The organism is Ruegeria sp. AB5 (assembly GCF_056542645.1).
On sequence record NZ_JBQGAE010000001.1, the window covers coordinates 390,933 to 405,451 of the forward strand.

At 57.1% G+C, this 14,519-nt stretch carries 13 protein-coding genes; 7 read left to right on the forward strand and 6 right to left on the reverse strand.

Annotated elements, in window-relative coordinates:
* Window positions 1–100 precede the first annotated feature (100 nt).
* From ACR0L4_RS02055 to ACR0L4_RS02065, 3 genes are all read right to left on the reverse strand, one after another.
* Window positions 101–961: a hypothetical protein gene (locus ACR0L4_RS02055; protein ID WP_480510206.1), complete on the reverse strand. Its 861-nt coding sequence runs from the start codon at window positions 959–961 to the stop codon at window positions 101–103.
* Entirely contained in the window at window positions 958–2,136 is a 1,179-nt protein-coding gene (locus ACR0L4_RS02060; RefSeq protein ID WP_480510208.1) for a tyrosine-type recombinase/integrase, read from the reverse strand. The genes ACR0L4_RS02055 and ACR0L4_RS02060 overlap by 4 nt, the downstream gene beginning before the upstream one ends.
* A 199-nt stretch (window positions 2,137–2,335) precedes the next feature.
* Window positions 2,336–2,644 carry a DUF6476 family protein gene (locus ACR0L4_RS02065; RefSeq protein WP_170748564.1) on the reverse strand — a complete coding sequence of 103 codons (309 nt, stop codon included), beginning with the start codon at window positions 2,642–2,644 and terminating at the stop codon, window positions 2,336–2,338.
* Between ACR0L4_RS02065 and ACR0L4_RS02070 the strand changes: the two genes are divergently transcribed.
* From ACR0L4_RS02070 to ACR0L4_RS02090, 5 genes are all read left to right on the forward strand, one after another.
* Entirely contained in the window at window positions 2,643–3,677 is a 1,035-nt protein-coding gene (locus ACR0L4_RS02070) for an RluA family pseudouridine synthase (protein WP_480510210.1), read from the forward strand. The genes ACR0L4_RS02065 and ACR0L4_RS02070 overlap by 2 nt on opposite strands.
* Before the next feature lie 145 nt (window positions 3,678–3,822).
* Window positions 3,823–4,719 (forward strand): RNA polymerase sigma factor RpoH, encoded by an 897-nt coding sequence (gene rpoH, locus ACR0L4_RS02075; protein ID WP_170748566.1) that lies wholly within the window; start codon window positions 3,823–3,825, stop codon window positions 4,717–4,719.
* A 580-nt stretch (window positions 4,720–5,299) separates the two neighbouring features.
* Window positions 5,300–6,274 (forward strand): Gfo/Idh/MocA family protein, encoded by a 975-nt coding sequence (locus tag ACR0L4_RS02080; RefSeq protein ID WP_480510213.1) that lies wholly within the window; start codon window positions 5,300–5,302, stop codon window positions 6,272–6,274.
* A 58-nt stretch (window positions 6,275–6,332) separates the two neighbouring features.
* Complete coding sequence (locus ACR0L4_RS02085; RefSeq protein ID WP_170748568.1) at window positions 6,333–6,602, forward strand: DksA/TraR family C4-type zinc finger protein; 270 nt, start codon at window positions 6,333–6,335, stop codon at window positions 6,600–6,602.
* Between the two features lie 220 nt (window positions 6,603–6,822).
* On the forward strand, window positions 6,823–7,842 hold the full coding sequence (locus ACR0L4_RS02090) for a S41 family peptidase (RefSeq protein ID WP_480511125.1): 1,020 nt from the start codon (window positions 6,823–6,825) through the stop codon (window positions 7,840–7,842).
* A 55-nt stretch (window positions 7,843–7,897) separates the two neighbouring features.
* On the opposite strand, the gene ACR0L4_RS02095 is transcribed toward ACR0L4_RS02090, so the two are convergent.
* The 3 genes from ACR0L4_RS02095 to ACR0L4_RS02105 all read right to left on the reverse strand — a co-directional run bounded on the left by ACR0L4_RS02095 (window position 7,898) and on the right by ACR0L4_RS02105 (window position 11,057).
* Complete coding sequence (locus ACR0L4_RS02095; RefSeq protein ID WP_480510215.1) at window positions 7,898–9,718, reverse strand: M3 family oligoendopeptidase; 1,821 nt, start codon at window positions 9,716–9,718, stop codon at window positions 7,898–7,900.
* Between the two features lie 80 nt (window positions 9,719–9,798).
* The gene (locus tag ACR0L4_RS02100; RefSeq protein WP_480510217.1) at window positions 9,799–10,767 is read right to left on the reverse strand and encodes an alpha/beta hydrolase; all 969 of its coding nucleotides are present in this window, start codon (window positions 10,765–10,767) and stop codon (window positions 9,799–9,801) included.
* Window positions 10,767–11,057, reverse strand: a complete 291-nt coding sequence (locus ACR0L4_RS02105; protein WP_170748572.1) for an SCP2 sterol-binding domain-containing protein — start codon at window positions 11,055–11,057, stop codon at window positions 10,767–10,769. Before ACR0L4_RS02105 ends, ACR0L4_RS02100 begins: the two co-directional genes overlap by 1 nt.
* 30 nt (window positions 11,058–11,087) lie before the next feature.
* Between ACR0L4_RS02105 and ACR0L4_RS02110 the strand changes: the two genes are divergently transcribed.
* Window positions 11,088–11,696, forward strand: a complete 609-nt coding sequence (locus ACR0L4_RS02110; RefSeq protein WP_480510219.1) for a tetratricopeptide repeat protein — start codon at window positions 11,088–11,090, stop codon at window positions 11,694–11,696.
* Window positions 11,697–11,717: 21 nt separating this feature from the next.
* On the forward strand, window positions 11,718–14,519 hold the full coding sequence (locus ACR0L4_RS02115; RefSeq protein WP_480510221.1) for a helicase-related protein: 2,802 nt from the start codon (window positions 11,718–11,720) through the stop codon (window positions 14,517–14,519).

Below are 14,519 nucleotides of genomic sequence, written 5' to 3' on the forward strand. Positions count from 1 at the left end.
CTGACTGTGTTCAGAGGTATCAGGACTGGTGCATCAAGGAGAACGAACGTTTCACGCAAGCGTTCACTTCAAAACCGTTGGTATGTTTGCGACATCAATCTCAACGTTTTGGGAATTTGGCCCTAAAGTCTTTCAAGAGGGCATCAATTGCGCGGTTTCGAACACCGACGGGATTGCCGACCCACCGGCGAATATCCTTTTCGGTTACTCTTTTCCTTTCCTCGTCAGTCAAGACTGCGCCGCGTAACAACACATGCTTCTTCAGTTTATCGTATTGTGGGGTCCCAATTCTGGGGAGTTTGGCGTTCTGAAGGAGTAAATCCTTATCTGTGTTAAGTTCTCTTGCAATCTCGCTGGCAGTTTTGAAGCCGTGGTTGTTTCGGTCGCGTTTGGTTGACCGGATCACTAACTTGCAGTTCGAGAATTTCTTCAATTTCTCCCACAGCATCCTTATTTCGTCTTCGTCTTCACGGCATGTGGCAAATGACCAATTCGGCTCACTGCGAATTACCCAGTGACGCGTTTCGAGAAACGTTCTTTCAAAGCGTCTATTTCGGCCAAACTGAACCCATCCAGCGGCGTCAAGAACTGATTGCGCCTCTACTGGCGGAATAGCTGGATCACATATGTGCAAAACGTCGCTCATACCGATTTCACTCAATTTCCCGTCTTTGACTGCGAAAACCCCTTCGTGTTTGCCGGTTTGGTTTGAGTACTTTTCGACTAGGAGTTCCACTAAGTATGCGACAATTCCGGCCAAGACTTCAGTTTTTTCTGGCCTTCGCCAAATACGTTCCACCCGCCTTTCATCGCGGTCCGACCATACAGAATTTGGGATTTCTCCGGGAAACTCATTTGGTAAATCACCGATGTTCTTGAAGACCAAATCAATCAGGCTGTCTTCAATTTCACATAGGGGCTGGCAGCCTGTTTGTTCACACGTGAATTGTGCGCTGTTCATTTCGCCACCAACTTTACGATTTCAGCACTCTGGCCTGTCACAAGCTGCGCCCAGCGCTCCATGAGAACACGACGCTGTTCAAGGAAGTCAGTTCTCCGATAGGTGCGTTCTACCTTGCTACCAGTCTCGTGGGCTAGGGCCATTTCTGCGACTTCTCGGGGCGTGTCGGTCGCCTCCGCGCACCATGTCCGGAAGCTGGACCGGAACCCGTGGGGACGTGCTTCCAACCCCTGACGTTCCATTAGGCGAGACATCGTCGCATCCGAGATGACGCCCTTGCGGACATTGGGAAACAGGTAGCCGTCTTTTTCGAAAGCCGAAGCTTGTTCAATGATGCGCTGGGCTTCACTCGACAGCGGCACATGGAATTCTTTGCCGGTCTTCATCTTATCTGCCGGGACAACCCATGTGTCACCGTGCAGTTCGTCCAGATGAATGAACCGAAGAGGCTTGGACCGCACCACAGTTAGGATTAGTAACCGAAACGCGAGATGTGTGACTGATCCATCATCAAGGCTTTCATAGAACGCGGGTACGTCAATCCAAGGCATAGCGGGAATGTGCTTGCGTACCTGACGGGATTTTCCGAGCAGGGCTTTCGCCTTCATCGTGGCTTGCAGGTCGACATCCAGCCCCATCGCTGCCCCATGCCGGAAAACGATGCCTAAACGGTCCATCGCCTTCTTCGCAGTCTCCCCTTTGGAATGCCAGATAGGCGCGAGGGTGTTTTTTATGTCCTGTTGGTCAATCTCCTCGATCGGCACATTCCCGAGTTTGGGAAGGACATGTAGTTCCAGAGGTGAGAACCAGCGCCCGGCCTTGCCGTCACCTTTTAGTTCGGCCTGACGAGCGGCGAAGGCTTCTTTCGCCACAACCGTTAATGTGTGATCGGCCTTGGCCGCTTCCCGCCGTATCCGTTCGCGTTCTTTGATGGGGTCTTTTCCCTGACGGGCGACGGCTCTCCATTTTTCAGCCTCTGCGCGGGCTTCTTTCAGTGAGACGGCGGACAAAGCCCCCAAACCCATCTCTCTACGACGCCCATGGACATGAACCCGAAGGAACCACTTGCCGCCATCACCATCTTTTTTGTGCAACCAGAGGCCCCCGCCGTCCGAGTATTTGCCGGGTTGGGCATTCTTCACCTGCAATGATGATAGCTTGTTGAGTGCTGGCATTGGTCCACCCTCTGGTCCACCTTATACTATGAGACACAGTGAACCATCCTGAAGCGAATGGAAACTACTTATTTATGTTTTGTAGTGGTTTAGTGGAGTTCTTGAGGCAACCCGAAACGGTCAGAAATATGCGTGTTCAAGTCTTCAATGCATCTCGACCGCACCATCTTTACCGTTGATTTCCAGAGCGGAACTGCCCTCAAGGGGCGAGCGAGATCTCTTGTCGCAATCTCGCTGTGGTTTTGTCGAAAATCAGGATGCGGTTGTCGTCGGTCACGACCGCATACCAGTTGTTCCCAATCGTCACGGCTTGCGCCTTGGCGCCGCCCGGTAGTTCGATTTGATCGGGCAAGGTCGGGGTTCGGTCCGATAGGCGGATGACAATAAGCGCGAATGTCAATAGAACCCCGCCAATCATCACCGCGGTCAGCAGCATGACCATCCGCCGAAGCAGCCTCAGCTGCGGCGTTTCCTGCGGTTCTTCTTGGGGTTCGGAAGGGACAGTCATGGGCACCCGACAGGTTGAGTTTCAAATTGCGGCTGCTCCGCCGCCTCGCCTTGATAAGGCGCTTTCGCGGGATGTGCCAGCCGAGGAAAACCTGTCACGCACCCGTCTGGCCCGTTTGATTGAAGAGGGCTTGGTTCAGGTTGATGGTGTGGCGGTTCTGGAACCCAAGGCAAAGGTGGCTGAAGGGGCTTTGGTCGTCATCACTGTCACCGAGGCCGAAGACAGTCATATCGGCCCCGAAGATATCCCGCTGGAGGTCGTATTCGAAGACCCCGACCTGATTGTCATCAACAAGCCTGCCGGAATGGTGGTTCACCCGGCGCCAGGATCGCCGACCGGAACGCTTGTGAACGCGTTGTTGCATCACTGTGGCGCCGATCTGTCCGGAGTAGGTGGGATCAAACGGCCCGGGATTGTTCACCGTATCGACAAAGAGACAAGCGGCCTACTGGTGGTTGCCAAATCCGACGCCGCACATCACGGGTTGGCTGCGCAGTTCGAAGCACACAGCGTCGAACGCTACTACCGGGCGGTTTGCTACGGGGTACCGGATGCCAACGACCCGCGCCTACGCGGTGTCAAAGGGGTCAGTTTCGAGCCCGGCAACATCATGCGCCTGACCACCCAACTTGCGCGTCACAAGACCGACCGTCAGAAACAGGCCGTCCTGTTTCATGGAGGGCGGCATGCCGTCACGCGGGCGCGTGTGGTCGAGACATTTGGTGCCCCTGCTGGTCTGGCGCTGATTGAATGCTGGCTGGAAACTGGGCGGACACACCAGATTCGCGTGCATATGGCCCATGCTGGCCACGGGCTTGTCGGAGATCCGGTCTATGGCGGCAGGCGTAAGCTGGCGGCAAAAGCGTTCAGTGCCGCAACCGCAGACGCCGTGCACGCCTTTCCGCGTCAGGCCCTGCACGCCGCTGTTTTGGGATTTGAACACCCGGTGTCCGGTGAAACCCTGCGGTTCGAAGCCGATTTGCCGCAAGACATACAAAACCTGATTGTAAGGCTGCGGACCCCTCTGTCATAATACGCAAACTCCTGTGAGTAAGAGTTTATTAGCTTTCCTTTACCCAAGCTTAATTTGAGACTGTTAACAGTACCTCTTGAAAGGAATGGGTTCCTTACCCATATCGTATGTTAAAGAGCTAAACATTTGTCGGAGGGACATCATTATGGCAAATTACGCAAATCTCCCCGCGCCGACGCCTGAGGGCGGCCTGAACCGCTATATGCAGGAAATCCGCAAGTTTCCTCTGCTGGAGCCGGAAGAAGAATACATGCTGGCCAAGCGCTGGGTCGAAGAGCAGGACACCGAGTCCGCTCATAAAATGGTCACGTCGCATCTGCGTCTGGCGGCCAAGATTGCCATGGGCTATCGCGGCTATGGCCTGCCGCAGGCCGAGGTCATCTCGGAAGCAAACGTGGGTCTGATGCAGGCGGTCAAGCGGTTTGACCCGGAAAAAGGGTTCCGGCTGGCAACTTATGCGATGTGGTGGATCCGCGCTTCGATCCAGGAATACATCCTGCGGTCATGGTCACTTGTAAAGCTGGGAACCACCTCGGCACAGAAAAAGCTGTTCTTCAATCTGCGCAAGGCCAAGGCCCGCATCGGCGCGTTGGAAGAGGGTGACTTGCGTCCGGAAAATGTCGCTAAGATCGCCAATGATCTGGGCGTCACCGAGGCGGAAGTCATCAGCATGAACCGCCGTATGTCTGGGGGCGATGCCTCGCTGAATGCGACCGTCGGGTCCGAGGGCGAAGGCACCATGCAGTGGCAGGACTGGCTTGAGGATGAGGATGCCGATCAGGCGGGTGACTATGAGGCCCGCGATGAACTGGACGCCCGTCGCGAGCTTTTGGCAGCTGCTCTGGAGGTGCTGAACGATCGGGAAAAGGATATCCTCACTCAGCGTCGTTTGATGGATCAACCGGTCACTCTGGAAGAGCTGAGCACGCAATACAACGTCAGCCGCGAGCGTATCCGACAGATCGAAGTCCGTGCTTTTGAAAAGCTTCAAAAGAAAATGCGCGATCTTGCCCGTGAAAAGGGCATGCTGGCGACCAGCTGATCCTGAGAATACATCAGCCCGCAGAGTTACGCGGGCTGATGCCGTTTTGTCCAAACGAAGACAATTCCATCTTACGGAAACAGGGGCACCTCAACACTGTTAGGGACGCTGCGGCCGGCTCAGAATTCGATTTCGGAGCGGGCGAAATTTCCTATTTAATGTCTTCAAATGTCCTGCCAAATGAACGTCTTGAGTTACCGGCGTGGAGTAAGAAAACTCCCTGGGGTTTTGGGTAATTCTCGCGGCTATCAAGCATAGGTGGAGCCGGATCACCAAAACCGATTAGGTTTGATTTGTGGTTTTTTTTGAGCAACTGATGATTGACAAAACACAATAATAATAAATAGTTATGATGGAAACCTAAGGTGAAATCACTTGCGATCTGTGTTCATCGCAGAGAACTGTGACCCATTGTGACGTACCAAATTCAACCAGAAATTGACTTTTTCGCTTGGTCGCGTGAAACATGATGTTCAGCTAAGAAAAAAACTCGGTCGCGTCACAATTGCCCGTTAGGCCGCGCGGGCCAAGCTCGCTATGTCTATCCGGGTATCTGGCCGACAATATCAGGGAGAGTGCGATGCAAAGACCAGTCCAATTCGGTGTTCTTGGGGCTGCAAAGTTCGCGCGTCAGTACATGGCGCCCGCGATCCATGGGGCGAACGGTGCTCGGTTGGCCGGTCTCGCAACCTCGAAGGCGGCCAAGGCCGCGCCGTTTCTCGCATTCTGTCCTGATCTGGCGGTATACGACAGCTACGATGCGTTGCTGGCCGATCCTGAAATCGACGCCGTTTACATCCCTTTGCCCAATCACCTGCACGTCGAATGGAGCCTGAAAGCATTGGATGCCGGTAAACATGTTCTGTGCGAAAAGCCGATCACGATGCAGGCCGCCGAGTTCGATGCGTTGATCGAAAAGCGCGATCAGACCGGTTTGCTGGCAGCCGAGGCCTATATGATCGTGCATCACCCGCAATGGCAGTTTGTCCGAAACCTCATCACGGATGGTGCGATTGGCAAGCTGGCCCATGTGACGGGCGCGTTCAGTTTCGACAACCGCGAAGAAACGACCAACATTCGCAATCGCGCCGAAACTGGGGGCGGCGGGCTGCGGGATATTGGTGTCTATGTTATCGGCGGTGCGCGATTTGCAACGGGGCACGAACCGATCTCGGTCCAATCCGCGATCCGATGGCAGGATGGTATCGACACCTTCACCGAGATTCGGGCTCAGTTTCCGGATTTCACCTATTCCGCCTATGTCTCGATCCGCATGCATCCGCATCAAGAGATGGTGTTTCACGGCGAAGGCGGTGTGATCCGTATGACAGCCCCCTTCAATGCGCGCGTCTTTGGTGAGGCGCGAGTCGAGTTGCATCGTCCCGGGCTGGAGGTTCAGGTGACGCGGTTCCCAGGCGACGATCACTACAAACTGCAGGTCGAAGCGTTCTGCCGCTCGGTCGGTGTTGGGGACCCATACCCTTGCCCGTTGGAGTTTTCACGTGGGACGCAAGAGATGATTGATCGTGTCTTCGAAGGGGCGGTGTCGCTGTGACTTGCCAGAGGCGGGTTGGCAGACGTATCCTGTGCCGTACCCGAACAGGAGAGGTGTCATGGCCGGTGGCTGGGCGCGCGACGGCGCGGTAAGCGAACAGATCGAGGCGTCAATTTCGGACGAACTGGCCCGGATGCAGGCGCAAAGGCGACCTGTGGGTGACAGCCTGACCCACTGTGCGGACTGCGAAGAGCCTATTCCTGAAAAGCGGCGGTTGGCCTTGCCGGGTGTGAAGCTGTGTCTGGAGTGTCAGCAAGAGCGTGACGGAGCATTCAAGGTACGCGCCGGAATGAACCGGCGCGGGTCGAAGGACAGTCAGTTGAAGTGAATTTTATTTTGTCTGATTTGAGCCAAATCTCGACATCTTCCAGCAACTGTGCGCACCGCAACCTATGTCGCTGACGCAAGACTTTGAGCAGATTTTAGAAACTGCTCTGCCAACCGATCCCAGCTTTCGGCTGATCGAACAGTCGGTGATAGACAGCTTTGTTGGTGACACCCGACGATACGCTCTAGAGGGCTCCAAGGAGGCCTTTCTGTTTTCCGCGATGCGCCTATTGGCACTGCCCGACAACGGGCACACGCGGCTGATTCCGAACGATGCCATCTCGGTGCTGCCACTGAGGTTTGTGAGCGTTGGAAAGGCCGTACATTTGGTTGGAACGGCACCAGAAACAACTGCGCCAAAAGGAGAGTTGATTGCGGTCAATGGCACCCCTTTGAGCCAAATCGAAGCCGCCTCAAAAGGATGTCTGGCGGGAACGCGCCAAAGGAAACGGGCCATCGGGTCGATTCTTCTCGCGTGGCCGTACGCTATGAACCGCCTGGGTTTTTCCTCAAAAAACGAAACGACCGAGTATCGCGTGCAAGACGAAAATGGGCAGATAACCGATTTCAAAGTGGAGAACAGGAATACGGTTCCTGCATCAACGCTTTATCCGAGAAACGAGCATGGCAAGGCTGATCCGGCCTGGACACCCAAGAGATTTGTGGAGATTGAAGACTGGCGGGGATTTGGGCTTTCAATATTGTTGCCAAGTTTCTTCGATCCAGGCGAAAATGCGCTGCCGAAAGCCATCTCAGTTGCGGCAGAACAGGTGCGCGCCCGCTTGGAAGAAACACTCTTGATTGACATTCGCGGGAACACCGGTGGTGACTTCCTTCAAACAATGCCCTTGATCGACGCCATCACTGAAAACACGGGCAGACAGGTTGTTGTACTGGTCGATAAATTCACGTTTTCCGCAGCGATAGTGTTTGTCGCCATCCTCAAACATCGTTTGGGACGTAGGCTCAAACTCATCGGCGAAGAAATGGGCGACGCGTTGATGTTTTTTGCCGAGGGCGGGTTGCTCGATTTGCCGGCCAGCGGAGCGGTTGTTCGATACTCGTCGGCCTTTCACGACTGGGAAAACGGAACCAGCGATGAAACCACACCCGCCGAGATCGCACAGTTATTGGTTCCGGCTGGAGCGCTGGATTTAGAGTTGGAATGGACCGCAAAACCTACGGCTGAGGACGCACACGGCGCGTTCTATCAACGAGTTCTCAAACGCCTGAGCGAATAGACGAACCGCAGGAAAGTCCGTTTGGCTGACATCACAACCTCAGGGCCAGACTGCTTCAGCCTTCCATCGCTTCCAACTCATCAATAAAGCCCGAGATCATCGACAGGCCCTTATCCCAGAACTTGGGATCGCTGGCGTCCAGACCAAACGGGGCGAGCAGTTCCTTGTGGTGCTTGGACCCGCCCGCGCGCAGCATCTCGAAATACTTGTCCTCGAATCCCTCCGCACCGCTTTCGTAGACCGAATAAAGCGCGTTCACGAGGCCGTCTCCAAACGCATAGGCGTAGACGTAGAAGGGGGAATGCACGAAATGCGGGATATAGGCCCAGAACGTCTCATACCCGTCCATGAATTCGAATGCGGGGCCGAGGCTTTCGGCCTGAACGCTCATCCACAGCGCGTTGATGTCGGCAGGCGTCAATTCTCCTTCGCGGCGTGCGGCGTGCAGCTTGCATTCAAAATCGTAGAAGGCGATCTGGCGCACGACCGTGTTGATCATGTCCTCGACCTTGCCCGCCAGCAGCACCTTGCGCTGTTCCTTGGTTTCGGCCTTGTCCAGCATTTTGCGGAAGGTCAGCATTTCGCCAAAGACCGAGGCCGTTTCGGCCAGCGTCAGCGGGGTGGATGACAGCATCTCACCCTGATCGGCGGCCAGCACCTGATGCACGCCGTGGCCCAGCTCATGCGCCAGGGTCATCACGTCGCGCGGCTTGCCCAGGTAGTTCAGCATCACGTAAGGATGGACGTCGGTGACAGTGGGATGCGCAAAGGCGCCCGGTGCCTTGCCCGGTTTCACCGCCGCATCAATCCAACCTTTTGAGAAGAAGGGCGCGGCGATCTCACCCATGCGGGGATCAAAGGCCTGATAGGCATCCATCACGGTTTTCTCGGCCTCGTCCCAACCGACAATCCGCGTATCTTCCAACGGCAAAGGTGCGTTGCGGTCCCAGACCTGCATCACGTCCAGACCCAGCCATTTGCGTTTCAGCTCATAGTACCGATGGCTCAGCTTGGGGTAGGCGGCTACAACCGCCTCGCGCAGGGCCTCGACGACCTCGGGTTCGACGTCATTCGACAGATGGCGACCGGTCTGCGCGGTTGGCATGTTGCGCCAGCGGTCGACGATTTCCTTTTCCTTGGCCTGCGTGTTGTGAACGCGGGCAAAGGTCTTGACGTTATCCTGAAACACGCGGGCCAACTCGCGTGAGGCTGCCTCGCGTTTGCTGCGGTCCTGTTCCGTCAGCAGGTTGAGCGTGCCTTCGATGTTCAGCTCTTCTCCGTCGACGTCAAAGGTCAGGCCGGCAATGGTTTCGTCGAACAGACGTTCCCAGGCATCGCCGACTACGCCCAGATCGTGCAGGAATTTCTCAAGCTCGTCAGACAGTTGATAGGGCTTCATCGCGCGGATGCGACGGAAAACAGGCTCGTACCGGGCCAGATCGGCATTAGCGTCGAACTGCGCCTTCAGCACGTCATCGTCGATGCGGTTGATTTCCAAAGTGAAGAACACCAGCGGCGTGGTGAAGACGGTGATCTTTTCCTGCATGTCTGACAGGAACTTGGCGCGATCCGCATCCGTGGTCAGTTGGTAGTAGCGCAGCCCGGCAAAGGACATGATGCGCCCGGCGACGGCATTGATCTTTTCGTTGCGCTGTACGCAGGTCAGCAGACCCAAGGCGTCCAGTTCGGCCAGTTTGCCCTCGTAATCGGCGGCAAAGGACGCGCATTCGCCTTCCAGCCAGTCCAGATCGCGCGCCAGCTCGGGGGCTTCTTCCGAAGTATAAAGATCACTCAGATCCCATTCCGGCAGGTTGCCCAGATTGTCGGCTCCACCGACGGCGTTTGCGTCACGAACGGGCAAGGGAAGGTCGCGCATGGATCACCTTTTGAAAACTGCTTTGGCAAACATCTAGGCGCGCGGCGCAAGGATCACAAGCAGACAGATGGACCAGACGATCAGGCCGGTTCAGGCGTACCGTTTGTCTGGTGCGCCAGGAAATGTGCCGCCAACTGGTCAAAGACTGGGCCGCGTACCTCTGGCCCCTCCATCAGAACCTCATGTTCTCCGTCGGGAATTTCGACCAGTTTGCCCTTTGGCCAATTGGCCATGCGGGTCCGGATGGCGTAGCGGTCCACGATCTGCTCATGCGTGCCAAGAAATGTCAGGGCCGGGACGTCCGGTGCCGGGTGCTCCATCAACCACGCACATTCGTCCAGAGATTCGCGCAGCCAGATATTGGATGGTGCTCCAAGCGCCAGCTCGGGATGCGCTGCAAGTTGATCTTTCATCATCTGGTACATGGCCGGATCACGTGTCAGCACATTCCCTTCGAAGGGCTGCGAGACCACATAGCTTTCCAAAGACGTCGTCGGCGGTGTTTTCTCGCCCAGCCCAATCCGAGGTCCCCAATAGGCGGTCACCCGGCTGAGTGGCTTCATGATCGGAGAAAAATAGATACCCCACATCGGCCCGGTATAGGCGCAGGCCGCAAAGCAGTTCTGCTCAATCACGGCCCGCAGGCCAATGGCTCCGCCCATCGAGTGACCCACCATATACCACGGTTTTGGCAGCTCCAGTTCCCCGGCCAGTTCCAGAACGGCCCGCACGTCGTGCTGGTAGTCGGTGAAATAGTCTACGTGACCGACGCGCGGGTCATCAAGCAAGCGATCCGCCAGACCCTGACCACGCCAGTCGACGGCCAGAATTGCAAAACCCCGGTTGACGAATTCGCCCGCCGTACCGCCGTATTTTTCGATGTACTCTGTCCGGCCCGGGAACATGAAAACCGTGCCATTCGCATCGCCAGCGGGTCGCCAATGGCCCATGCGAATGCGTTTTCCGTCGGTTGTGTGCAGCCAATGGGCCGCACCACCGGCGGGACCGCCGGCCACGTCTTCATAAAAAGGGGCCGACGTGAGTTCCATCAGGCCAGCACCGAGGCGAGTTTCATGGCAATCCCCATGTCTCCGTCAACGCTCAGCTTGCCGGACATGAACGCACCCGTCGGGTTCAGATCGCCACTGAGAATCTGTTCGAATGTGTCAACATCGGCGGACAGGGTGACTTCTGCCTCGTCATCGCTGACGCGTGCGCCATCCGAATCCAAAACGATCGCGCCCAGATCCGCGATGGCAAACTTGGCCGATGCATCAAATGCGCCGCCAGTCAGCTTTTCGTTCAGTACGGCTGCCGCTTTTTCCAGAATGTCGCTCATGGTTTTCCTCATTTTGTTAATGCGCCGTGAATGGACATCCCCGGTCGCAACGCTACACTGACGAATGTTATGGGCATTGCAATCAACAATCTCAAAGGTATCGTCGCGGCAATTGTCGTCCTAGTCACGTATTCCGGAACTTGCCTTGCACAAGAGGCTGATTCCCGCGACGAGGCGAAACTGCTGGAACAACTGGCCGTCTCGACGCCTGAGCAGGCTGTTGGCCTTGATCGGCAGTTGCAGGCACTTTGGTCGCAATCGGGATCGGCCTCGGCTGACCTGCTGCTTGAGCGTGGGCGCGACGCTTTGGACGAAGGCGACATCGAGACCGCAATCGAACATCTGACGGCCCTCACGGATCACGCGCCGGATTTCGCGGAAGGATGGCATTTACGGGCGTCGGCCTTTTTCGGGCAGGAACGGTTCGGCATGGCCGCTGCCGATCTGGAACATGCGCTGACCCTGAACCCCAACAATTACGAGGCCCTCTATGGATTGGGTCTGATATTCGAAATCGTAGACAAGCCCGATCTGGCTTTTGATGCCTATTCACGAGCACTGGCTATACATCCCCATCATGAAGAAGTAACCAATGCGGTGAATCGACTGGAGCCCCAGATCCAGGGCGCAGCGCTCTAACCATCGGGGCAGGGGGCAAAGGTGACCGGGTCATCCCGAGTAGTGGCCGTATTGGGCCCAACGAATACAGGAAAAACCCACTACGCTATCGACCGCATGCTTGGGTACCGGACCGGGGTCATCGGTCTGCCTTTGCGTCTGCTGGCGCGCGAGGTCTATGACAAGATCGTGGCTATTCGCGGCCCGTCCGTTGTCGCATTGGTCACGGGCGAAGAACGGATCGTGCCGCCCAGAACGCAGTATTGGGTGTGTACGGTCGAGGCGATGCCCGAAGGCATGGGCGCGGACTTTGTTGCCATCGATGAAATCCAACTCTGTGCTGATCCCGCGCGGGGACATGTCTTCACCGACCGGCTTTTGCGGGCACGCGGCACACATGAAACCTTGTTTCTCGGCGCGGACACAATGCGTGGCACGATCGCTGCCCTGGTGCCTGAGGCGCAGTTCCTCCGACGCGAGCGAATGTCTCAGCTTGTGTATTCCGGGTCCAAAAAGATCAGTCGGATGCCACCCCGCAGCGCCATTGTCGGATTCTCGGTTGAAAACGTCTATGCCATCGCCGAGCTTTTGCGTCGGCAAAAGGGTGGGGCGGCCGTGGTGATGGGGGCGCTCAGTCCACGGACGCGGAACGCTCAGGTGGACCTCTATCAGAATGGTGAGGTCGACTACCTTGTGGCCACTGATGCGATTGGCATGGGGTTGAACCTTGACGTGAATCACGTGGCGTTCTCGTCTCTGACCAAGTTTGATGGTCGTCGGATGCGGTCTTTGGCACCCAACGAACTGGCGCAGATCGCGGGCCGGGCCGGACGCGGCATGTCCGACGGCACGTTTGGCGTGACCGGAGAGGCCCCGCCGCTGGATGATGGCGTCGCGCAGGCGATCATGGACAGCCGGTTCACGCCGATGAAAAAGCTGAACTGGCGGAATGCCGCCTTGCGGTTTGGCTCTATCGAGGCCCTGATCGACTCGCTCGAGGTCAGCCCGGACAACGAAAACCTCATGAAGGCGCCCCCCGCAGATGACCTGAATGCGTTGAAATCGCTGTCCCAGATTACCGAAATCATGGCCCGTGCCAGTGACGGCCCATCTGTCCGTTTGCTGTGGGACGTTTGCCGAATTCCGGATTTTCGCGGCATCAGCTACGCCGAACATGCCGGTCTACTGGAAACCATCTACGGCCACCTGCACCAGGCAGGCTCGGTCCCTGACGATTTCATGGCGCGGCAAATCCGCCGTATCGACCGGACAGACGGAGATATTGATGCGCTCTCCAAAAGGTTGGCATATATTCGCACCTGGACATATGTTGCGCAACGAAACGGCTGGGTGCGTGACGAATCCCATTGGCGTGCGGAAACACGCACTGTAGAAGACAGTCTGTCAGACGCTCTTCACGACCGTTTGACACAAAGATTTGTGGATCGGCGCACTTCGGTATTGTTGCGCCGGCTCAAACAGAAGGAGGCCCTTTTGGCCGAAGTAAATGACAAGGGTGAAGTGACCGTCGAAGGCGAGTTCGTCGGTCGTCTGGAAGGGTTCCGGTTCAGCCCGGACAAAAGCGCGCAGGGCACCGAGGCGAAAGCCTTGAAATCGGCGTCCCTGCAGGCTCTCGCGCCGCAATTCCATCTGCGTGCCGATCGCTTCTACAATGCACCCGATACCGAGATTGATTTTACCGATCAGGGCGGCCTGATGTGGGGTGAATATGCCGTTGGTAAGCTTGTTGCCGGGGCGGAACCTCTCAAGCCGGTGGTCGAGGTGTTTGTGGACGAGGCCGCGGGGCCGGATGTTGAACAAAAGGTTCAGCGCCGTCTGCAGCACTTTATCGACCGCAAGGTTGCCGCGCTGTTCGAGCCGTTGCTGAACCTGTCCCGCGACGAGGAACTCGGCGGGCTGGCCAAGGGATTTGCCTTCCGCATGGTCGAGGCGCTGGGCGTGCTGCCCCGGGCCGGTGTCGCGCAAGACGTCAAAGATCTGGATCAGGACGCTCGCGGCGCCTTGCGCAAGCACGGCATCCGGTTTGGCCAGTTCACCATCTTCATGCCGCTGCTGCTGAAACCCGCACCAACACGCTTGCGTCTTGTGCTGTGGGCCCTGTCCAGCGGCCTGCAGGAGTTTCCGGAAGCTCCGCCTCCGGGTCTGGTCACGGTGCCCGTCGCCAAGGGGGCGCCGCAAGGGTATGACACCATGTGCGGCTACCGCGATGCAGGCGAGCGTTCGATTCGCATCGACATGCTGGAACGACTGGCCGATATGCTGCGCGCCGAGGACAGCCGGGGCGGATTTGAGGCCAAACCCGACATGCTCTCGATCACGGGCATGACGCTGGACCAGTTCGCGGACCTGATGCAGGGGTTGGGGTACAAGGCCGAGCGTGGTGAACGTGAAAAGGTCAAACCGGCTCCGGTCGACCAGACCACGGCAGAGGCGACGGAACAACCCGCAGCCCAAGAAACGCCGGCACCGGATGACGTAACTGAAGAGGTCGCAACACCCGCCGAGGCGGCAGCCGAGGCCACCGAAAGCACCGAGGCGGTAGCCGAGGCTCCTTCAAGCGATGAGCCCGAGCCAGAGGTGTTCTACACCTTCACCTGGGGACGCCAGCGTCAGCCCAACCGTGGTCCGCGCCGCGAACAAGGGCAGGGTAAAAGCAAGCCGCGCAGCAAGCCTCAGGATGGGCGCGGCAAGCCCCATGGCAAGAAGGGTGGTAAACCTCAGGGTGCCAAGACCTTCTCGTCGCGACCTCCGAAAAAGGAAAAGGCCATCGATCCCGACAACCCGTTCGCCGCCGCGCTGATGGGTCTGAAGGACGGCAACTGA